This window comes from Streptomyces sp. NPDC111656, assembly GCF_055656965.1.
Genome location: NZ_JBVKCA010000011.1, coordinates 79360 through 101106, shown reverse-complemented (window position 1 = coordinate 101106; position 21747 = coordinate 79360). Strand labels below are relative to the sequence as shown.

Here is a 21747-nt window from a genome sequence, read left to right as displayed (position 1 = left end):
TCCGGACGCAAGGTCACCGGCTGACCGTACGGTGAGGCAGAATCGACATAGGTCGTTCATACGTTGCGGCCAAAAGATCACACTGCCCGTGACCGTCGAAGATCCTGTGAAGACCTGAAGGTCCCATGCGCCCCACGCTCGCCTCGATCGTCCACCACTCCGCGCTCAAACTGACCGTGCGGGCGGGCGAGGACCGTCTGGACGTACCCGTCCGCTGGGCCCACGTCAGCGAGCTCGCCGACCCCGTGCCGTACATGGAGGGCGGGGAACTGCTGCTGATCACCGCGCTCCAGCTGGACGCGGAGGATCCGGACGTCATGCGGCGCTATGTGAAGCGACTGGTGGGAGCAGGCGTCGTCGGGCTCGGCTTCGCCGTCGGGGTCAACTACGACGAGATCCCGAAGGCCCTGGTCGACGCGGCGGAGGAAGAGGGCCTGCCGCTCCTGGAGGTCCCCCGCCGCACCCCCTTCCTGGCCATCAGCAAGGCGGTGTCGGCCGCGATCGCCGCGGACCAGTACCGGGCCGTGACAGCGGGCTTCGCCGCGCAGCGCGAACTGACGAAGCAGGCCCTCAACGACGGCCCCGAGGGGCTGCTGTCGGCCCTCGCGGGACAGGTGGACGGCTGGGCGGCCCTGTACGACGCGTCCGGCGCCGTCGTCGCCACCGCGCCCGAGTGGGCCGGGCGGCGGGCCGCGCGCATCACCCCCGACGTGGAACGGCTGCGCGAGCGCCCCGCGCCCGCCAGCTCCGTCGTCGGCGGCGAGGACCGCGTGGAACTCCACTCCCTCGGCACCGGCCGCCGCCCCCGCGCCGCGCTCGCCGTCGGCACGGCCGCCGCCCTCGGCACCGCCGAGCGCTACGCCGTGCACTCCGCGATCGCGCTGCTGACCCTCACCACCGAACGCTCACGGTCGCTGCACGCCGCCGAGCAGCGCATCGGGGCGGCGGTGCTGCGCATGCTGCTCGCCGGGCAGCCTGAGCACGCGCGCACCGTGGCCGGAGACCTCTACGGGGAACTGCTCGACGCGCCCTTCCGGCTGATCCTCGCCGAGTCGGCGTCCGCCTCGGCGGCGCGGGCGCACGCGGACGGGCACGCGCGCGTGGCCGCCGCGAAACCGTCCAAGGCCCCCGTCGTGGTGCCGGACCCGGCGAACGGCGACCCGCTCGGCGGGCTCGCCGAGATCGTCGAGTCCGCCGCCGCCCGCTCCGGTGAGTCCGTGCTCGTCGTGCCCGACGGGGAGCGGCTGGTCGTGCTCGCCGTGGACGGAGGCGCGGCGGTGACGGCGTGCGGGGAGTACGCGGCCGCGCTGGACGCCGCGCGGATCGCCACCCGGGAGCAGCCCGTGGGCGACGAGGACGAACTGGTCGTCGGACTGTCGGCCCCCGCCGGGCCGATCGCCGCGGCCGCCGCCTACAAGCAGGCCGAGCAGGCGCTGTCCGTGGCCCGGCGGCGGGGGCGGTCGCTGGTCGAGCACGAGGAGCTGGCCGCGGGGTCGGTGCTGCCGTTGCTCGCCGATGACGCGGTGCGGGCGTTCGCGGACGGGTTGCTCCGCCCGCTGAACGAGCACGACGCCACCGGGCGGGGGGATCTGGTCGCCTCGCTGCGGGCGTGGCTGTCCCGGCACGGTCAGTGGGACGCCGCCGCCGCCGACCTGGGTGTGCACCGGCACACCCTGCGTTATCGGATGCGACGCGTCGAGGAGATCCTCGGACGCTCCCTCGACGACCCCGACGTCCGCATGGAGCTGTGGCTGGCACTGAAGGCGACGGCGGCGGCGGGGGAGTAGGAACCCCGGGTGGGTTCCCCCGTCTGCGGGCCGGTGGCGACTGTCGCCGACCTGGGGGCTCCGCCCCCAGCCCCCCGGTGGGTTCTTCGGCTGCGAGCCGTCTGTGGCTGGTCGCGCAGTTCCCCGCGTCCCTGGGCCGGGGCTGCGCCCCGGATCGGGGACGGGACGGGACGGGGCGGCGGGGGCGAGGGGAACGCGGCGGTCACCTCGATGGTGCCAAAGCGGAGTGCCACGCCCCGCCACTGCTACGCCCCGGACAAACGACCTCCCGCCACCCCGGCCCTACCGTGGACCACGAACGCCAAGGACACCTCAACCTCGGAAGGGCCGGGACTCGACATGACTTCCACCCACGCCTTCTGGCTCGCCGGCCGCCAGGCCACCGGTGAGACCACCTTCGATGTCACCTCGCCGTGGGACGGCCGGGTCGTCGGACAGGTCAGCGTCCCGACCGAGGCACAGGTCGAGGAGGCCATCGCCGCCGCACACGCCGTGCGCGACGAGTTCGCCGCCACCCCCGCCCACGTCCGCGCCGCCGCCCTCGACCACGTCAGCAAGCGCCTCGTCGAGCGCACCGAGGAGATCGCGCAGCTCATCTCCGCCGAGAACGGCAAGCCGATCAAGTGGGCCCGCGGCGAGGTCGGCCGCGCGGTGTCCGTCTTCCGGTTCGCCGCCGAGGAGGCCCGCCGCTTCAACGGCGGCGAGGCCCAGCGTCTCGACACCGACCTCGGCGGCCAGGGCCGCCTGGCCCTCACCCGCCGCTTCCCGAAGGGCGTCGTCCTCGGCATCGCGCCCTTCAACTTCCCCCTGAACCTGTGCGCCCACAAGATCGCCCCGGCCATCGCCGCCGGCGCGCCGATCATCCTGAAGCCGGCGCCCGCGACCCCGCTCTCCGGACTGATCATCGGTGACCTGCTCGCCGAGACCGAGCTGCCGGCCGGCTCCTGGTCGATCCTCCCGGTCTCCAACGACCGGATGCCCGCCCTCGTCCAGGACGAGCGGCTCCCGGTCATCTCCTTCACGGGATCCGAGAAGGTCGGCTACGCGATCATGGACTCGGTGCCGCGCAAGCACTGCACCCTGGAGCTCGGCGGCAACGGCGCGGCCGTCGTCCTCGCCGACTGGGCGAGCGACGAGGACCTGGACTGGGCCGCGACCCGCATCGCCACCTTCTCGAACTACCAGGGCGGCCAGTCCTGCATCTCCGTGCAGCGCGTGATCGCCGACGCGTCGGTGTACGACCGGCTGCTGCCGCGCATCGTCGCCGCCGTCGAGGCGCAGGTCACCGGCGACCCGTCCGACGACAAGACGGATGTCGGCCCGCTGGTCAGCGAGGACGCCGCCCAGCGCGTGGAGTCCTGGGTCGACGAGGCCGTCCGGTCCGGCGCCACCCTCCTCACCGGTGGCAAGCGCGACGGTGCCTCCTACGCGCCGACCGTGCTCGCCGACGTACCGGCCGAGGCGACGATCTCCTGCGAGGAGGTCTTCGGACCGGTCCTCACCGTGCGCAAGGTGGACGGGGAGGCGGAGGCCTTCGCCGCCGTCAACGACTCCAAGTACGGCCTCCAGGCGGGCGTGTTCACGCACGACCTGCAGGTCGCCTTCCGCGCCCACCGCGCGCTGGAGGTCGGTGGCGTGGTCGTCGGCGACGTGCCGTCCTACCGTGCCGACCAGATGCCGTACGGCGGTGTGAAGCAGTCCGGTGTCGGCCGCGAGGGCGTCAAGTTCGCGATGGACGACTACACCTACGAGCGGGTCCTCGTCCTGACGGGCCTCGCGCTCTAAGGGCACGGCGCGCTCCGCGCCACCCTCTGGCTAACGACAATCATTTTCAGATGGTCTCCCGAAGGGGCCCGGCACCGATGCCTTCCGGTGCCGGGCCCCTGGTGGTCGGCCTGTCCGGACCCTCAACCGGAGAAGCCCACCCGCGCGAGCCGCAGTGGGCCGCGCAGCCTGAGATGCAGGTCGTGCACACCGTGGGCCGCGAACTCGGCGCCGACGGTGGTGTAGTCGTACGGGCCCTTCGTCCCGCCGAAGGTGACCGTCGCGAGTGAAGGGCCCCCGTCCAGCGACACCTCGACGACTCCCTCGCCCGACGCCTCGACCTCGACCCGTGTGACACCGGTTGCGAAGTCGCAGCCGCGGTGGACGAGTTCGCCCGTCGCGTCGGCCCTCGGCGTCACCGCGTCGCCCGACACCTTCGTACGGTCGACGATCTCGGTGTCCCGCTGTTCGTCGAAGTCGGCCGCGTTCAGGCCCTGTTCGCGCACCGGGCGGGGGGTGGCGGGCTCGCCGGTGAGGGTGATCGTGGTGCGCAGCCGGATGTCCTCGCTCGACGCGCCGGCGAGGAGTTCGTACGCGCCCGGCTCCAGGCGGGTCCTGCCGACCGCCACGTCCCAGAACTCCAGCGCGGAGAGAGGGAGTTCGAAGGTCAGGCGCTGCGCAGCGCCGGGAGTGAGGTGGAGGCGTCGGTGGGCCAGCAGTTCGCGGCGGGGGCGCGGCACCGACGGGTCCACGGCGCGCGCGTAGAGCTGGGCGACCTCGTCCGCCGGCGCCTCGCCCGTGTTGGTGACCGTGAAGGAGACCTTCAGCGCGGCCTCCGTCTCGGTGACCGACAGATCCTCGTACGCGAACGTCGTGTACACGAGGCCGTGGCCGAACGGGAACAGCGGGGTGCCCTCGAAGTACAGATACGTCTGGCGGCCGCCGATCACGTCGTAGTCGAGCAGATCGGGCAGGTCCGCGTCGGAGGCGTACCAGGTCTGCGGGAGGCGGCCCGCGGGGGACACGTCGCCGGCCAGGACGCGGGCCAGGGCGGTGCCCGCCGCCTGGCCGCCGTGCGCGGTCCACAGGACGGCGGGCAGGTCGGTGGGGTCCACGGCGTAGGGGTACGCCGAGACCAGGGCGAGGACGGTGTCCGGGTTCGCGGCGCGGGCGGCGCGCAACAGGCGCTCCTGATGGGCGGGGAGCCGGAGGGTGGTGCGGTCCTCGGTCTCGCGGCCGTTGATGTGCGGGTCGTTGCCCGCCACGACCACGACGACGTCGGCCGCCCGCGCCACGCGGGCCACGGCGTCCTCGCCGCGCTCGGTGAACTCCAGCTCGAAAATCTCCGGGGATGTGTCGGCAACCTTCACGCCGTCGGCGGCGACGGAGATGTGCCCACCCGTCCCGACGTGCCGCAGGAGGTGGCCGCTCCCATGGGATCCGGAGCGGGAACCCGCCGGTTCGAGGCGGAACGTCTCCTGGACGACCCAGCCGCCCGGCTGGTCGGCGGACGCGCGGAGGTAGCCGTCCTCGGCGACCGAGAGGTAGCGGCCGTCGGGGGCCCGCAAAGTCAGCAGCCCCTCGCCCCAGTCGATCAGCGCGAGGTCGGTGCCGTTGGCGCCGGTGGTGAGGGGCGGCAGGTCCGTGCGGCCCGCGAGCAGGGCCGGGTCCAGCGCTCCCGCGGCGCCGCGCACCGCGTCGTCCGCGTCCACGGCGAGGGGCACCGACAGATACGTACCGGAGGAGGTCCTCAGGCGTACGCGGTCCACGCCCTCGGCGAAGTCGACGCGCTCGGCGCCGAAGCGCTCGTACAGGCCCTCCAGCGGTGTGGAGCGGTGGATGAGTGTGCCGCTGTACCAGTCGAGCTTGCACTCGTCGGCGAGGAGGCCCACGACGGCGACGCGCACGCCCGGGCCGAGGGGCAGCAGGCCGTCGTTCTTGAGGAGGACGATCGCCTGCTCGGCCGCCTCCCGGGCGAGGGCGCGGTGGGCCGGGGTGTCGAAGTCCGAGGTGTCGCCATGGGGGTCCGTGTGCGGGTCGAACTCGCCGAGCCGGAAGCGGATCGCGAGCTGGCGGCGGACCGCCGTGTCGATGTCCGCCTCGCTCAACAGGCCCTTCTCCAGGGCCCCTCGGACCCGGTCCACGATCTTCGAACCGTCCGTGCCGTGGTCCGTGAAGCTGTCGACCCCGGCGAGGATCGCGGCGGCGGTCGCCTCCTCGTGGGTGTCGAAGTAGTGCTCGGAGTCGACCAGGTTGGAGGGGGCGCCCGCGTCGGAGCAGACCAGGAGGTCCTGGTCCGTCCAGGTGCGCAGGTGTTCCCCGAGGTAGGGGGAGACGTGGTTGGGGCGGCCGTTGACCAGGTTGTACGCCGGCATCACCCCCGCCACCGCGCCCGCCTCGACGGTCGCGCGGAAGGCCCGCAGGTCGTACTCGTGCAGCACGCGCGGGCGGACCGAGGAGGAGGTGGTGTCCCGGTTCGACTCGTTGTTGTGGGCGAGCCAGTGCTTGAGGACGGGGGCCGTGCGCCAGTAGTCGGGGTGGTCGCCGCGCAGGCCCCGGGTGTACGCCGTGGCGATCGCGGAGGTGAGCTTCGGGTCCTCCGAGTAGCCCTCCTCGTTGCGGCCCCACAGCGGGTGACGCAGCAGATTGACCGTGGGGGACCAGACGTTGAGGCCCACCCGGTCGTCGCGGGCGCGCATCGCGCGGACCTCGGCCGAGACCGCCTCGCCGACGCGGCGCACGAGTTCGTCGTTCCAGGTCGCGCCGAGACCGACGGCCTGGGGGAAGACCGTCGCCGGGCCCATCCAGGCCGCACCGTGCAGTGCCTCCTGGCCGGTGCGGAACGCGGCCACCCCGAGCCGCTCCACGGCGGGCGCGAACTGGTGCAGGAACGCGATGCGCTCGTCGAGCGTGAGCCGCGCCAGCAGATCGTCGATGCGCTTCGCGAGCGGCAGCTGCGGATCGCGAAAAGGCGGCGTAGGCGGCGTTTGTGCGGTCACGTGGTGATCCCTTTGCGGTGGAGCGACGGGGTGCTTTCGAAGCGCTTCGATGCTGGTTCGCCCGAGGGGCGGGTGTCAAGACACCTCGACGCAACAACTCCGTTTCCTCATTGGCATATCAAGCGCCCGACGAGGCCGGTCCAGTCCTCCACACCTCCGAGGAATCTTGGAATCGGCTCTTGTGCACCCCCAGGTGTTCACTTAACCTCGCAGCAACATCGAAGCGCTTCGACTAGTGGAGCGGCTCCCTCGGGGCACGCAGACGTCCACGCAGTCCTCCGAGGACCGCTTCAGCTCAGCCAGTTCCACTCAAGACACCGCAGCCGACGGCTCCACCGCCGGGTGTCCTGCTGTGCGCCACGAAGGGTTGACGCAATGACGCCGAACACCGCCACCTCCGCTCCCTCCGCTCCCAGCCGGAGAAGCTTCCTCGCCTCCACGGCGGTCGCCGCCGCGGCGGTCGCGGGAGGGATGCCGCTGCTCGCCGCCTGCGGTGGCTCGGACAGCGGCTCGGGCGGGGGTACGTCGGCGGGCAAGAGGGCCAAGAAGCTGCTGCCGGCCTACGTCGCGACCAACGTGGTGACCCCTGACATCGCCGCCAAGAACGGCTCCGCGGTCGGCTTCACCAGCAAGCTCGACATCGCTTCCCTGAAGACCTCGGTGCCGAAGAAGCTCGGCAAGGGCGGCAAGGTCAGCATCATGTCGCCGTTCTGGGGATCTCCGCCGAAGTCGGACAACGCCTACTACAAGGCGATGAACGACCTGATCGGTGTCGACGTCGAGTGGCAGAACCAGGACGGCAACACCTACGACCAGAAGCTCGGCGCGGTCCTGGCCTCCAGCGACATCCCGGATGTCGTGGTCATCCCCGGCTGGAACATGGGCGGCAAGATACCCAGCGCCATCATCGGCAAGTTCGCGGACCTCGGCCCGTACCTCTCCGGGGACAAGGTCAAGGACTACCCGAACCTGGCCGGGATCCCGTCCGACGCCTGGCAGCGCTGCATCTTCGGCGGCAAGCTGCGCGGACTGCCCATGCCGTCCTCGTATGTCGCCAACATCGTGCCCCTCTACCGCAAGGACATCTTCGACAAGGAGGGGTACCAAGTCCCCACCTCTGCCGACGAGTTCATGGCCCTGGCCAAGGAGATCACCAACGCCAAGGCCAAGCGCTGGGCCTGCATGGACATGAAGTGGACCGCCTTCAACGCCTGGGGCGTGCTCTCCGGCAGCGAGAAGGCACTCGGCTGGAACATGGTGGACGGCAAGCTGATCTACCGCGTCGAGACCCAGGAGTACCTCGAAGCACTGGAGTGGACCCGCAAGCTCTTCGCCGCCGGGTACGTCCACCCCGACGCCAAGCTGGGCAAGAGCCAGTCCACCGACCCCGGTCCCAAGTTCGCCGCCGGCGAGTTCCTCATCTACAACCAGGACATCTCGCAGTGGTGGAGCCGCACCGCCGAACAGGCCACCCAGAACCCGGACTACAAGATCTGGGGCATGGACATCTTCGGCCACGACGGCGGCTCACCGACTCTCTGGGCCGGTGAGCCGGCCAACATCTTCGCCTTCGTCAGCAAGAAGGCCTCCGAGTCCGTCATCCGTGACGTGCTGGCCGTCGCCAACGCCACCGCCGCGCCGTACGGCACCAAGGAGTACATGCTCACCAACTACGGCGTCGAAGGCACCCACTACACCGTCAAGAACGGCGTTCCCACCAAGACCGACCAGGGCAACAACGAGGTCATCAACGCCTACGTCATGGTCGCGAGCCCCACCGCGACCATCGCCCACCCCGACTTCCCCGAGGTCGCCAAGGCGCAGGTCGAGTGGCAGCAGCGGATGGGCGCCTTCACCAAGAAGTCCTCCTTCTACGGCATGCAGATCACCGAACCCAGCCGCTACACCAACCTCTCCAACGACTTCGAGCAGCTGGAGGACGACATCGTCCGCGGCCGCAAGAAGATCAGTGACATGCAGCAGGCCGTCTCCGACTGGAAGAGCAAGGGCGGCGACGCACTGCGCGACTGGTACAAGAAGCTGCTCGACGAGAACGGCCCGGCGGCGAGCTGACCGGGTACCGAGGCAAGGAGAACGGCCGTGTCCCACAGCACGGTGCCTCGGAGCGGGACCGAGGCCGACACGACAGAGAAGACCCCGGTGGCGTCCGGCGGCGCCACCGGCTCCCGGGAGAAACGTCCCTCCGGGAAGGTGAGCCTGCGGCTCAGGTTCAGACGCGACCGCGTCCTGCTCCTGATGACGCTGCCGGCGGTCCTGCTGGTCCTGCTCTTCAACTATGTGCCGATCCTCGGCAACATCGTCGCCGTCCAGGACTACGACCCGTACATCAGCGACAACGGCATCGTCTCCATGCTGCACAGCCCCTGGGTGGGCATCGAGAACTTCCAACGGGTCTTCGAGGACTCGGCGTTCTGGGATGCCGTGCAGAACACCCTCGTGCTGTTCTTCCTCCAGCTCGTCCTGTACTTCCCGATCCCGATCGGGCTCGCGCTGCTCATCAACAGCGTGGTCAGGCCCAGGGTCCGGGCGCTCTCGCAGGCGATCCTCTACCTGCCGCACTTCTTCTCCTGGGTGCTGGTCATCGCCGTCTTCCAGCAGCTCTTCGGCGGCGCCGGAATCCTCTCGCAGCTGCTGCGGCAGCACGGGTACGACGGTCTCGGCATCATGACCGACCCCCACACCTTCAAGTTCCTGATCACCGCGCAGAGCGTGTGGAAGGACGCCGGCTGGGGGATCATCGTCTTCCTCGCCGCGCTGTCCTCGGTCAGCCCGGACCTGTACGAGGCCGCCGCGATGGACGGCGCGGGTCGCTGGCGCCGCATGTGGCACATCACGCTGCCCGCGCTGCGCCCGGTGATCGCCCTGCTGTTGGTGCTCCGCGTCGGTGACGCCCTCACCGTCGGCTTCGAACAGATCCTGCTCCAGCGCGACGCCGTCGGACCAGGAGCGGCGGAGGTCCTCGACACCTTCGTCTGGTGGAACGGCGTCCGCAACCAGGACTTCGGCTACGCGGCGGCCGCCGGACTGATCAAGGGCGTGGTCAGCCTCGGCCTGGTCCTCGCCGCGAACAAGGTGGCCCATCTCATGGGCGAGCAGGGGGTGTACAAGAAGTGACCGCCGTCATCGACAAACCCGTGCGCGGCCCCGGCCGATGGGCCGCGCCGCCCCGGCCGGCGTGGGAGGAGGAGCCCAGCAAGGCCGGCCTCGCGGGCAAGGGACTCGTGCTGACCCTCGCCTGTCTGGGGATCTTCTTCCCGCTGTGGATCGTCATCGTCACCAGCCTCTCCTCACGGAAGACCATCGACGAGGCCGGCGGCCTGGTGATGGTGCCCAAGGGCATCACCTTCGTCGCCTACAAGGAACTCCTCAGCGGCGGCCAGGTGACCCGCGCCTCGGTCATCAGCATCCTGATCACCCTCGTCGGCACGCTGTTCTCCATGGCGGTGTCCGTCCTGTGCGCCTACGGCCTCTCGCGCATCGGCTCGCTCGGCCACCGCTGGATCCTGCTGGCGCTGCTGGCGACCATGTTCTTCAGCGCCGGTCTCATCCCGACCTATCTGCTGGTGCAGTCGCTGGGCCTGACCGACAGCTATCTCGCACTGATCCTCCCGAGCGCGATCAGCGTCTTCAACATCCTGGTGCTGCGCGGCTTCTTCATGGGCATCTCGCAGGAACTCATCGACAGCGCCCGCATCGACGGCGCCGGTGACGTCCGCATTCTGTGGCAGATCGTCATGCCGCTCTCCCGCGCGGTCCTCGCGGTGATCACGCTGTTCTACGCCGTCGGGTACTGGAGCGCCTGGTTCAACGCCTCGCTCTACCTCAACGACCAGGACATGATGCCGCTGCAGAACGTCATGATCCAGCTCGTGCAGAAGCAGGAGGCCCCGGTGGGCCTCGGCCAGGCCATCAAGACCGGCCAACTGTCCGGCCTGGCCGTGCAGATGGCCGTCATGGTGATGGCGTTGCTGCCGGTGGCGGTGTTGTCGCCGTTCGTGCAGCGGCATTTCAAGAAGGGCATGTTGACGGGCGCGGTGAAGGGCTGACCGGCGCCTGCCGAAGGGGGCGCCTCGGTCGTTCGGTGGCTGCGGGTTGTTCGTGGCCGGTCGCGCCCACGCGGCGGAGCCGCATATCGATACAGCCCCGCGCCCCTCAGGTAACTCCCCTGACCGTCTCTCCGTAGAACGAGGTATGTCATGCACGCGTCCCGACTGAGCCGCCGGGCCGTTCTCGCCGGGACCGCGGCCGCCGCCGCGCTCACCACCGGGGCCCTCCAGGGCCGCGCGCACGCCGCCGAGGTCACCGCCGCCACCCCCTCCTACCGCTGGCGCAACGCCGTCATCGGCGGTACCGGATTCATCACCGGTGTGCTGTTCCATCCGGCCGTACGAGGGCTCGCCTACGCCCGGACCGACATCGGCGGCGCCTACCGCTGGGACGAGCGCGCCGCCCGCTGGACCCCGCTCACCGACCACCTCGGCTGGGACGACTGGAACCTGCTCGGTGTCGAGTCGCTCGCCGTCGACCCCGCGCACCCGGACCGGCTCTACCTCGCCCTCGGCACCTACGCGCAGACGTGGGCCGGCAACGGTGCGGTCCTCCGCTCCGAGGACCGCGGCGCCACCTGGACCCGCACCGATCTCACCGTGAAGCTGGGCGGCAACGAAGACGGACGCGGGGCGGGGGAACGGCTGCTCGTCGACCCGCGTGACAGTGGCACTCTCTGGCTCGGCACCCGGCACGACGGACTGCTCAAGTCGTCCGACCGGGGCGCCACTTGGGCAGTCGTGAGCGGCTTCCCGGCCACCGCGAGCGCCTCCGGGCAGGGGGTCACCTTCCTCGTCGCCGTCGACCGTGCCGTCTACGCCGGGTGGGGTGACGGCGACGGGACCGCGACCGCCGCCAACCTCTACCGCACCACGGACGGCACCACCTGGGAGCCCCTCCCCGGGCAGCCCGCCGGCACCTCCGCCAAGGTCCCGATCCGCGCCGCCTACGACCGCCACACCCGCGAGTTGTACGTGACGTACGCCGACGCCCCCGGGCCCAACGGCCAGTCGGCCGGCAGCGTGCACAAGCTCGCCACCGCCACCGACCGATGGACCGACGTCACCCCCGTCCAGCCCGGCGGCAGCGACACCTTCGGCTACGGCGGCGTCGCCGTCGACGCCCGCCGCGCGGGCACCGTCGTCGTCTCCACCAACAACCGGTGGGCCGAAGGCGACACCGTGTTCCGGTCCACCGACGGTGGCCGTACCTGGGCGTCCCTCAAGGACGTGGCGGTCTTCGACGTGTCCGAGACTCCTTTCCTCGACTGGGGTGAAGACCAGCCGAAGTTCGGCTGGTGGATCCAGGCGCTCGCCCTCGACCCGTACGACTCGAAGCACCTCGTCTACGGGACCGGCGCGACCCTCTACGGCACCCGTGACCTCACCCACTGGGCACCGCGGATTCGCGGCCTGGAGGAGACGTCCGTGATCCAGCTGATCTCGCCCCCGGTCGGGGAGGCGCACCTGATCAGCGCCTCGCGGGACATCGGCGTGATGTACCACGAGCGGCTCACGGCGTCTCCGTCGCGCGGCATGGCGACGAACCCCGTGTTCGGGTCGGCGACGGGAATCGCGCAGGCCGCGGACAGGCCGTCGTACGTCGTCCGGGCGGGCTGGGGCGACCACGGCAACGGTGCGTACTCCCGCGACGGCGGGCGGAGCTGGGCGCCCTTCGCTGCCCAGCCCGACATCGCCAAGGACGCACCGGGGCCGATCGCCACCAGCGCCGACGGCGGTACGCTGCTGTGGTCCTTCGTGCACTGGGACGGCACGAAGTACGCGGCTCACCGCTCGGTGGACAACGGCGCGACCTGGTCCGAGGTCTCCTCCTTCCCGAAGGGCGCCACGCCGGTCGCCGACCCGGCCGACCCGACGCTCTTCTACGCATACGACACCGACACAGGAACGCTATACGCCAGCACTGACAGTGGCCTTTCGTTCACTGCGCGTGCGAGTGGGCTGCCCTCCGGTGACAGTCAGTTCCAGCTGGTCGCGGCGCCCGGGAGATCCGGTGACCTGTGGCTGAGCGTGAAGTGGAACGGGCTCTACCGGTCCACCGACGGTGGAGTCACCTTCGCCAAGGTCGCCAGCTGCTGGGCCTCGTACACCCTCGGCTTCGGCAAGGCGGCCGACGGCGCCGACTACCCGACCATCTACCAGGTCGGCTCCACGGAGACGATCACCGCCGTCTACCGCTCCGACGACGAGGCGAAGACCTGGGTGCGGATCAACGACGATCAGCATCAGTGGGGTTGGACCGGGCAGTCCATTGCCGGTGACCCGCGCGTGTACGGCCGCGTGTACCTCGCCACCAACGGGCGGGGCATCCAGTACGGGGAGCAGGTCTGATGCCTCAGCTCGGTGACGCCACCCGTGGCCGCATCCTCTTCGGCGGCGACTACAACCCCGAGCAGTGGCCGGAGGAGATCTGGCAGGAGGACGTACGGCTCATGAAGGAGGCCGGCGTCAACTCCGTCACCGTCGGCGTCTTCTCCTGGGCCAAGCTCGAACCGACACCCGGCGCCCGGGAGTTCGGCTGGCTCGACCGGCTCATGGACCTGCTGCACGAGAACGGCGTCGGAGTCGTCCTCGCCACCCCCACCTCCTCGCCCCCGCCCTGGATGGGCCGGCTCCACCCGGAGACCCTGCCCCGCGACGCGGACGGCCGTGTCGAGTGGTGGGGCGGCCGCCAGCACTTCGCCCACTCGAGCGCCACCTACCGGCGCTACGCCGCCGCCCTCACCGAGGACCTCGCCGCCCGCTACGGTGGCCATCCCGCTCTCACGATGTGGCACATCAACAACGAGTACTGCACCTACGACTGGGGCGACGAGGCGGCGGCCGCCTTCCGCCGCTGGCTCCAGGAGAGGTACGGCACGCTCGACGCCCTCAACACCGCCTGGGGCACGGCCTTCTGGAGCCAGGGCTACGACGACTGGGAAGGCATTCTCCCGCCGCGCCACGCCCACTACATGAACAACCCCACCCAGGTCCTCGACTTCAAGCGCTTCACCTCCGACGCCCTCCTGGAGTGCTATCTCGCCGAACGCGACATCGTCGCCCGGCACACCCCGCACATCCCTGTGACCACCAACTTCATGCCGTTCTGGCAGGGCCAGGACGGCTGGGCGTGGGCCGAGCGGGAAGACATCGTCTCCGTCGACATCTATCCGGATCCGCGCGACCCGCTCGGCGCCCAGTACGGCGCGCTCATCCACGACCTGACCCGCTCGCAGGCCCGCGGCGGGCCCTGGATGGTCATGGAGCAGGCGGCGGGGCCCGTGAACTGGCGCGGCGTGAACCACCCGAAGCCCCACGGGCTCAATCGGCTCTGGTCCCTCCAGGCCGTCGCGCGCGGCGCGGACGCCGTCTGCTACTTCCAGTGGCGGCAGTCCCGGCAGGGCGCCGAGAAATTCCACTCCGGGATGGTCAGCCACGCGGGGGAGCGGGGCCGCACCTTCCAGGAGGTCAAGCGGATCGGGGCCGAACTCGCCCTGCTGAGCGGGAAAGTGGCGGACACCCGGGTCGTCGGCGCCGACGTCGCCGTACTGCTGGACTGGAACGCCTGGTGGGCGAGTCAGCAGGACGGGCGGCTGTCCTGCGAGGTCGACCACCAGAGCGTCGTGCGCGCCTGGCACCGCGCCCTGTGGGAGGCCGACATCACCGCCTCCTTCGCCCACCCCGAGCACGACCTGTCCGCGTACAAGCTGGTCGTCGTCCCGCAGCTGTACCTGCTGACGGACCGGGCGATCGACAACCTCGTCGGGTATGTACGCGACGGTGGCACCCTCGTCTCCGGCTTCCTGACCGGCGTCGCCGACCAGGACGACCGGGTGCGGCCCGGCGGCATGGACGAGCGGCTGCGCGCGCTCTTCGGCATCCGCACCCTGCACGAGTGGTGGCCGCTCGACGCCGACGAGAAGGTCGAGGCCGAGGGCTTCCGCGGCACGCTGTGGTCCGAGGAGATCGAGGCCGCGGACGACACGTACGCGGTCGTCCCGTACAAGGGCGGTGAGCTGGACGGTCTTCCGGCCGTACTGCGCAAGGGCCGGGCCTGGTACCTGTCCACCCTTCCCGAGCCCGAGGCGCTGTGGCCGCTGCTCGCCGGGATCGCCGAGGACGCGGGCGTACGGCCGCCACTCGACCACCTCCCGGCGGACGTGGAGGCGGTACGCCGGGGCGAACTGCTGTTCCTGCTCCACCACGGGCGGGACAAGGTGACCGTGCCGGTGCCGGGACGCCACCGCGACCTGTTGACCGGCGAGGACGTCGTCGATGCCGTGGAGCTGGGGCGGTACGGGGTCGTCGTACTGGAGGCAGCGCCATGAGCGAGCCCGCGGGCGGCTCCGCGGACAGGCCCGGCAACGGCCCCACGGACGATCCTGTCCACGGCTCCACCCACGCTCCCGTCCACGGCACCTGGGAGCCCGCCCCCGCCGCCCGCTGGGAGGACGCCTTCCTGAGCGGGAACGGCCGACACGGCGTCATGGTGTTCGGTGATCCGAACGACGACCGGGTCATCGTCAACCACCACTCCCTGGTCCGCCCGAACGGCAGTGAACACGCCCGGCCGCCCGAGCTGGCCGAACGGCTGAAGAGCGTCCAGGACCGCTTGCTGGCCGGCGACGTCGACGCCGGGGAGGACTTCACCGACGGGCGATCGCTGCTGTGGGTGCAGCCCTTCCACCCGGCCTTCCAGGTGCGGCTGCGCCGGGCGCCACGGGAGCCGCGCGCCTACCGGCGCGAGGTCGACTTCACCACCGGTGTCGTCCGCGCCGAGTGTGGGGGCCGACGCAGCGAGGTCTTCGTGTCGCGCGCGGACGACGTCATCGTCCAGTACGTGACGGAGGCCGACCTCACCGTCGACGTGACGCTCGACCACCGACTGCCGGGCGTCCCATCGGATTTGACGGTGGGTCACGGTTCCGTCCTCACCGCCGAGGGCGCTCTCCTCACCCTGCGGGCCCGCTATCCGGACAGCGAGCGGGCGTTCACGGGGGTGACGCTCGCCGTGGTCACCGGGGGCCGGACGCTCACCGCGCCGCCCGGGGTGCGGGTCGAGGGCGCGCGTTCGGTGCTGCTGCTCACGCGGGTACGGCGGCACGAGGAGGAGTGGGACACGCGCGCCGAGGCCCGTGAGCTGCGCGCCCTGCTGCCCGAGGGCGACGCGGACGCCTACGGCCGTCTCCTCGCCCGGCACACCGCCCTGCACCGCCCCGCCTACCTGCGGGCGGGCCTGGAGCTGGGCGCCGAACCGGCCGAACGGGCGTTCCCGGGATCGGAGTTGGTCCGCCGACCGAAGAGCACCGCCCTGCTCGAACGGCTCTTCGCGGCCGGTCGTTACCACCTGCTGTCCGCCGCCGGGATGCTGCCGCCACGGCTGACCGGGCTGTGGACCGGCGACTGGGACACCGCCTGGTCGGGGGCCTTCACCACCGACGCCAACGTCAATCTCCAGACGGCGTCGGCCGCCGCGGCGGCGCTCCCGGAGGTGTCCGAGGCCCATGCCGCCTTGATCCACGGCCAGTTGCCGCACTGGCGCGACAACGCCCGGGCGATCTTCGGCACCCGGGGTGTCGTCGCCCCCGCGCACACCGACGGCGAGTCGGGGCACATCTACCACCTCAGCCGCGAGTACCCGCTGCACGTGTGGACCGCGGGCGCCGACTGGCTGCTGAAACCCCTCGTGGACCACGACGAGACGCGCGGCGCACGCGACCCACGCCTGGCCGCCGCGCTCGCCGAAGTGGCGCAGTTCTACGAGGACTTCCTCACCCGGACCGACGAGAACGGCCATGTCGTGATCGTGCCGTCGTACTCGCCGGAGAACCGGCCCGCCACCGCGCGCTGGATCACCCTCAACGCCGCCATGGACCTCTCCGCGGCGCGCCACGCCCTCCGCACGGCCGCCGACCACCACCCAGGACCCGACGCCGAGCGCTGGCGCGCGCTCGCCGACCGGCTGCCGCCGCACCGCGTCAACGTCGACGGAGCACTCGCCGAGTGGGCCCGGCCCGGCCTCGACGACACCTACGACCACCGGCACCTCAGCCACCTCTACGGCGTCTGGCCGCTCGACGAGATCAACCCGTACGACACCCCCGAGCTCGCCGCGGCGGCCCACCGCGCCCTCGCCCTGCGCGGCGCCGAGAACGACTCCGCGCACGGCCACCTCCACCACGCCCTGGTGGCGGCCCGGCTGCGGGACGCCCAGCGGGTGGCGGGGGCCCTCGGCAAGGTCCTGGCCGGGGACTTCTTCCATGTCTCCCTGATGAGTGGCCACTACCCGAACCGGCACGTCTACAACGCGGACGCCGCCCACACGCTCCCCGCCGTGCTCATCGAGATGCTCCTCCACTCCACGCCCGACCGGCTGGTCCTCTTCCCCGCGCTCCCCACGGCGTACCCGAGCGGCCGGCTCCACGGCATCCGCACCCGGTTCGGCGCCGAGGTCGACCTGACCTGGAGCCCGGAGGAGCGCACGGCCGTCATCCGCCCCACCCGCAGCACGCGGATCGATCTCAGGACTTCCGCCGGCGCGCGACCGCTCTCCCTGAGCGCCGGCGAAGACTGCGTCCTCACCCTGGGGCCGCAGTAGCACCCGCAGTTCCCCCCACCCATGGAAGGGACACCATGGCAACACGGACACTCGGCAGGGCAGCCAAGGCCCTGCTGGCCCCCGCGCTCGCGCTCGGCGCCACCGTCGGCCTCGCCTCCGCTCCCGCCCAGGCGGCCGTCTGGAGCTCCTGCGAGCAGTACGGGAACACCAGTCTCAACGGGTACACGCTCTACAACAACATCTGGGGCTCCGGCGCGGGCAGCCAGTGCATCTGGGCCAACTCCGGCACCAACTGGGGAGTGTGGGCCAACCACCCCAACACCGGCGGCATCAAGTCGTACCCGAACGCCAAGAAGGTGATCAACAAGTCGATCACCTCGCTCGGCTCGCTCACCAGCGGCTACAACGTCACGGTCCCGTCGTCCGGCGCGTACAACACGTCGTACGACATCTGGGACACCGGCTACAAGTACGAGGTCATGCTCTGGGTGAACAAGACCGGAGCCGTCGGTCCGCTCGGCACCTCGCAGGGCACCCTCACCCTCGGCGGCCACACCTGGACCGTCTACAAGGGCAACAACGGATCCAACGACGTCTTCTCCTTCGTGCGCACCTCGAACTCCAGCTCCGGCACCGTCGACGTCCTGCCGATCCTCAAGTGGATCAAGGACACCAAGGGCTGGTTCGGCAACGTGACCATCGGCGACCTCCAGTTCGGCTTCGAGATCACGTCCTCGTCCGGCGGCCTGGACTTCGCGACCAACAGCCTCTCGGTCAGCAGTAGTTGACCGATGCCCTTGGGGTGTCAGCGGCTCGGTTCCCGCATCGCGCGGGGGCCGGGCCGTCGCGACACGAGCCGCGCGGCACCGGCGCACCCGGCGCCGACCAGCGCGAACGCCGGCACGCTGGGGTTCAGGTAGTCGGGAACGGCGTCGGTGACATGGCTGTCACCGTCCCCCGTCTCACAGACGAACCGGATGGGCAGGTACCAGATGGACCAGGCCCCACACGTACAGGACGGCCGTGGCGGCGCCCATGAGGGCGGCGACGACGCGCAGCCACACCACGCGGTCGGCCTGTCGCAGGCCGATCCGGCCGAGGGTGCCGAAGCCGTACCCGACGAAGGCGAAGGCCGCGACCAGTCCCCCCGGGACGAGTAGCAGGAGCAGGTACACCATCCGGTGACTCCAGCAGCCCAAGGACGCCTCGGCTGTGATGGAGCCCACAGTTCCGGCAACAGTGTCGTCACGGGCGGTGGGGGAGGCCGGCCCGGCCTCCCCCACCGCCCGCGGCTACTCCGCCACCGGCAGCCGCGCCCCGTCCCGCAGGAACAGCGGGATGCGGTCCAGCGGGGCGTCGACGGTGACGGCGGTGCCGCCCTCGTACGTCTCACCGGTCCACGCGTCGGTCCACCAGGCGCCCGCCGGAAGGTACGCCGTACGCACCGTCGCGCCCGCCGTGAGCACCGGCGCGACCAGGAGCTCGGAGCCGAAGAGGTAGGAGTCGTCGACCGACCAGGTCGCGTGGTCCTCGGGGAACTCCAGGAACAGCGGGCGCATCACCGGCAGCCCCTCCTCGTGGGCCTCCCGCATGACGTCCAGCACATAGGGCTTCAGACGCTCGCGCAGCCGCAGGTACTTCTCCAGGATCGCGCCGGCCTCCTCGCCGTACGACCAGATCTCGTTCGGGCCGCCGGTCATGTCGGGGCCCAGCGGCATACCGGGGTCGCGGAAGCCGTGCAGGCGCATCAGCGGGGAGAGCGCGCCGAACTGGAACCAGCGGACCATCACCTCGCGGTATGCCGGGTCGTCGGGGTCGCCGCCGTGGAAGCCGCCGATGTCGGTGTTCCACCAGGGGATGCCGGAGAGCGCGGTGTTGAGGCCCGCGGCGATCTGGCGGCGCAGGGTCGCGAAGTCGGTGCCGATGTCGCCGGACCACAGGGCGGCGCCGTAGCGCTGACTGCCCGCCCACGCCGAGCGGTTGAGGGTGACGACCTCGGTCTCGCCCGCCGCGAGCATGCCCTCGTAGAAGGTGCGGGCGTTCTCGCGGGGGTAGAGGTTGCCGACCTCAAGACCCGGACCCGCGTGGTAGCGCAGGTTCTCCTGGAAGCCCGGCTTCAGCTCCGGCTCGCAGGCGTCCAGCCAGAAGGCCGAAATACCGTACGGATCGAGGTAGTTGTCCTTCACGCGCGACCACAGGAAGTCACGGGCCTCGGGGTTCGTCGCGTCGTAGAACGCCACCTGGACGGTGGAGGCGACCTCCTTGTCGGGCCAGTCGGCGTGGGCCATCGGGCCGTACTGGGTGCCGATGAAGTAGCCGCGCTGCTCCATGAGCGGGTGGTTCTCGGACAGCGGGGAGACCGACGGCCACACGGACACGACCAGCTTGACGCCGAGTTCGGCGAGCTCGCGCTGCATCGCCGCCGGGTCCGGCCACTCCGCCGGGTCGAACTTCCAGTCGCCCAGGTGGGTCCAGTGGAAGAAGTCGCAGACGATGGCGGACAGGGACAGGCCCCGGCGCTTGTACTCCCGTGCCACGTCGAGGAGTTCGTCCTGCGTGCGGTAGCGCAGCTTGCACTGCCAGAAGCCGGCCGCCCACTCGGGCAGCATCGGCGTACGGCCGGTGGCGGCGCTGTAGCGGCGCTGGGCGTCGGCCGGGGTGCCCGCGGTGATCCAGTAGTCGAGCTGGCGGGCCGAGTCGGCGACCCAGCGCGTGCCGTTGCCCGCGAGCTCGACCCGGCCGATCGCGGGGGAGTTCCACAGGAAGGTGTAGCCGCGGCTGGAGGTGAGTACCGGGACGGTGACCTCGGCGTTGCGCTGGATCAGGTCCAGGACGACGCCCTTCTGGTCGAACAGCCCGTGCTGGTGCTGGCCGAGGCCGTACAGCTTCTCGCCCGCGTACGCGGCGAAGCGCTGCTCCAGGCGGTGGTGGCCGTTGCCCGTCGGGGTGTACAGGCGCGGGCCGGGCCACCAGAAGTGGGCGCGCTCCTCGGCGAGGAGTTCCGTGCCGTCTTCCGAGCGGAGGAAGCGGATCTGACCCTCGGCGTCGACCTCGACGGTCAGCGCGCCGACCGTCAACCGGCCCTCGCCGTCCTGGATCTTGACGGTGCTCTCGGTCACCTGCGGCTCGTCGAGGAGCGCGCCGGGGAGGCCTTCGAGGACCGGGCCGCCCAGGCGCGCGCGGACCCGGACCGCATCCGGGCCCCAGGGCTCGATGCGGACGGTCTCCTGACGGCCGCTCCACTCCAGCGCGCCGTCCCGCTCGCGGAACGTGCCGACGGTCGGGGAGGACTGCGCGAGGCTGACCGCGCCTGACTGGGTCTGGTTTTCGGCAGGCTGATTCACGGGGGCGCTCCTGAAGGAATGCAGACATGAGGAATGCAGACGTGCAGACATGGGGGTGCCCGGCGAGGAGGGCACGACGCTGAGGCTGGGGCAGTGCGGTGTGATGCGACGCGGTGCAGAGTGGGACGGGGAGTGGCGTGGCCGGGCCCCGGTCAGGAGGCGGTCGGCGCTGGGCCCGTGCTCGCCCGTACTGTCAACTCGGGTGCGATGAGCACGACTTCGTCCTTGCCGTGCCCTTCCAACTTGGCGATCAGATGCTCCACGGCGAGCCGGCCCATCTCCTGCGCCGGGATGGCGACCGAGGTCAGCCGCACCGAGGCCTGTGTCGCGACCTGGTCCGGGCAGATCGCGATCACCGACACGTCCTCGGGGACGGCCCGGCCCTGCTGGCGCAGCAGCGCGAGCAGCGGTTCGACCGCGGACTCGTTCTGCACGACGAAGCCCGTGGTGCCGGGGCGCTCGTCGAGGATGCGGGCGAGGGTCAGGGCCATCGCGTCGTACCCGCCCTCGCAGGGGCGGTGCAGCACGCGCAGGCCCAACTCCCGTGAGCGGGAACGGAGTCCGTCGAGGGTGCGCTCGGCGAAGCCGGTGTGCCGCTCGTAGACCGCGGGAGCCTCGCCGATGACAGCGATGTCACGGTGGCCCAGCAGCGCGAGGTGCTCGGCGCACAGTGCGCCCGTCGCGCCGAAGTCGAGATCGACGCAGGTCAGGGCCGAGGTGTCGGCGGGCAGGCCGATCAGTACGGAGGGCTGGTCCGTCTGGCGCAGCAGCGGGAGTCGTTCGTCGTCGAGCTCCACGTCCATCAGGATCATCGCGTCGGCGAGCCCGCTGCCGGTGACGCGGCGCACGGCGTCGGGACCCTCCTCGCCGGTGAGCAGAAGCACGTCGTAGCCGTGCGTGCGGGCGTGGGTCGCCACCGCGATGGCGATCTCCATCATCACGGGTACGTACATGTCGGTACGGAGCGGAACCATCAGCGCGATGATGTTGGACCGGCTGCTCGCCAGGGCCCGGGCGCCCGCGTTCGGGTGGTATCCGAGCTCCTGGATGCTCCGCTCGACCCGCTGCCGGGTGCCCGCGGAGATGGACCGCTTGCCGCTGAGGACATAGCTCACCGTGCTCGCCGAGACTCCGGCGTGCTGGGCGACCTCGGCGAGGGTGACCATCCAGCTCTCCAAGCATTGTGTGAAGCGCTTCGACAGTGCGCATTGCGGATAAGGGCGT

13 protein-coding genes are annotated in these 21747 nt (G+C 71.0%); 9 read left to right on the top strand and 4 right to left on the bottom strand.

All coding sequences use genetic code 11. The features are described 5' to 3' along the window. Positions 1-125 precede the first annotated feature (125 nt). The gene (locus ACZ7M3_RS29625; protein ID WP_472067022.1) at positions 126-1787 is read left to right on the top strand and encodes a PucR family transcriptional regulator; all 1662 of its coding nucleotides are present in this window, start codon (positions 126-128) and stop codon (positions 1785-1787) included. Positions 1788-2126: 339 nt separating this feature from the next. Beyond that, a complete protein-coding gene (locus ACZ7M3_RS29620; RefSeq protein ID WP_472067020.1) occupies positions 2127-3572 on the top strand; it encodes an aldehyde dehydrogenase family protein in 1446 nt (481 codons plus the stop codon). Between the two features lie 122 nt (positions 3573-3694). On the opposite strand, the gene ACZ7M3_RS29615 is transcribed toward ACZ7M3_RS29620, so the two are convergent. Further along, positions 3695-6550, bottom strand: a complete 2856-nt coding sequence (locus ACZ7M3_RS29615; protein WP_472067018.1) for a glycoside hydrolase family 3 C-terminal domain-containing protein — start codon at positions 6548-6550, stop codon at positions 3695-3697. A 375-nt stretch (positions 6551-6925) separates the two neighbouring features. Here ACZ7M3_RS29615 and ACZ7M3_RS29610 point away from each other — a divergent pair, with 375 nt between their 5' ends. The 7 genes from ACZ7M3_RS29610 (at position 6926) to ACZ7M3_RS29580 (ending at position 17967) form a co-directional block, all read left to right on the top strand. Beyond that, positions 6926-8623: an extracellular solute-binding protein gene (locus ACZ7M3_RS29610; RefSeq protein WP_472067016.1), complete on the top strand. Its 1698-nt coding sequence runs from the start codon at positions 6926-6928 to the stop codon at positions 8621-8623. A 27-nt stretch (positions 8624-8650) separates the two neighbouring features. Then, positions 8651-9685, top strand: coding sequence for an ABC transporter permease (locus ACZ7M3_RS29605; protein ID WP_472067014.1), 1035 nt, complete (start codon positions 8651-8653; stop codon positions 9683-9685). After that, on the top strand, positions 9682-10617 hold the full coding sequence (locus ACZ7M3_RS29600) for a carbohydrate ABC transporter permease (RefSeq protein WP_472067012.1): 936 nt from the start codon (positions 9682-9684) through the stop codon (positions 10615-10617). Before ACZ7M3_RS29605 ends, ACZ7M3_RS29600 begins: the two co-directional genes overlap by 4 nt. A 150-nt stretch (positions 10618-10767) precedes the next feature. Further along, positions 10768-12969 (top strand): 1,4-beta-glucanase, encoded by a 2202-nt coding sequence (locus ACZ7M3_RS29595; protein WP_472067011.1) that lies wholly within the window; start codon positions 10768-10770, stop codon positions 12967-12969. Further along, the gene (locus ACZ7M3_RS29590; RefSeq protein WP_472067010.1) at positions 12969-14948 is read left to right on the top strand and encodes a beta-galactosidase; all 1980 of its coding nucleotides are present in this window, start codon (positions 12969-12971) and stop codon (positions 14946-14948) included. Before ACZ7M3_RS29595 ends, ACZ7M3_RS29590 begins: the two co-directional genes overlap by 1 nt. Then, positions 14945-17218, top strand: coding sequence for a glycosyl hydrolase family 95 catalytic domain-containing protein (locus ACZ7M3_RS29585; RefSeq protein WP_472067009.1), 2274 nt, complete (start codon positions 14945-14947; stop codon positions 17216-17218). The genes ACZ7M3_RS29590 and ACZ7M3_RS29585 overlap by 4 nt, the downstream gene beginning before the upstream one ends. Before the next feature lie 35 nt (positions 17219-17253). After that, entirely contained in the window at positions 17254-17967 is a 714-nt protein-coding gene (locus tag ACZ7M3_RS29580; RefSeq protein ID WP_095852313.1) for a glycoside hydrolase family 12 protein, read from the top strand. A 174-nt stretch (positions 17968-18141) separates the two neighbouring features. Here ACZ7M3_RS29580 and ACZ7M3_RS29575 read toward each other — a convergent pair whose 3' ends face one another. From ACZ7M3_RS29575 to ACZ7M3_RS29565, 3 genes are all read right to left on the bottom strand, one after another. Continuing rightward, complete coding sequence (locus ACZ7M3_RS29575; protein ID WP_472067008.1) at positions 18142-18357, bottom strand: hypothetical protein; 216 nt, start codon at positions 18355-18357, stop codon at positions 18142-18144. A 114-nt stretch (positions 18358-18471) separates the two neighbouring features. Beyond that, complete coding sequence (locus tag ACZ7M3_RS29570) at positions 18472-20523, bottom strand: glycoside hydrolase family 31 protein (protein ID WP_472067007.1); 2052 nt, start codon at positions 20521-20523, stop codon at positions 18472-18474. Positions 20524-20675: 152 nt separating this feature from the next. Continuing rightward, positions 20676-21689 (bottom strand): LacI family DNA-binding transcriptional regulator, encoded by a 1014-nt coding sequence (locus ACZ7M3_RS29565; protein ID WP_472067006.1) that lies wholly within the window; start codon positions 21687-21689, stop codon positions 20676-20678. Positions 21690-21747 lie beyond the last annotated feature (58 nt).

Bases quoted from the DNA above. Each gene is read 5' to 3' on its own strand.
- ACZ7M3_RS29625 (WP_472067022.1), top strand. From the start codon at position 126: ATGCGCCCCACGCTCGCCTCGATCGTCCACCACTCCGCGCTCAAACTG.
- ACZ7M3_RS29620 (WP_472067020.1), top strand. From the start codon at position 2,127: ATGACTTCCACCCACGCCTTCTGGCTCGCCGGCCGCCAGGCCACCGGT.
- ACZ7M3_RS29610 (WP_472067016.1), top strand. From the start codon at position 6,926: ATGACGCCGAACACCGCCACCTCCGCTCCCTCCGCTCCCAGCCGGAGA.
- ACZ7M3_RS29595 (WP_472067011.1), top strand. From the start codon at position 10,768: ATGCACGCGTCCCGACTGAGCCGCCGGGCCGTTCTCGCCGGGACCGCG.
- ACZ7M3_RS29590 (WP_472067010.1), top strand. From the start codon at position 12,969: ATGCCTCAGCTCGGTGACGCCACCCGTGGCCGCATCCTCTTCGGCGGC.
- ACZ7M3_RS29585 (WP_472067009.1), top strand. From the start codon at position 14,945: ATGAGCGAGCCCGCGGGCGGCTCCGCGGACAGGCCCGGCAACGGCCCC.
- ACZ7M3_RS29580 (WP_095852313.1), top strand. From the start codon at position 17,254: ATGGCAACACGGACACTCGGCAGGGCAGCCAAGGCCCTGCTGGCCCCC.
- ACZ7M3_RS29575 (WP_472067008.1), bottom strand. From the start codon at position 18,357: ATGGTGTACCTGCTCCTGCTACTCGTCCCGGGGGGACTGGTCGCGGCC.
- ACZ7M3_RS29565 (WP_472067006.1), bottom strand. From the start codon at position 21,689: ATGGTCACCCTCGCCGAGGTCGCCCAGCACGCCGGAGTCTCGGCGAGC.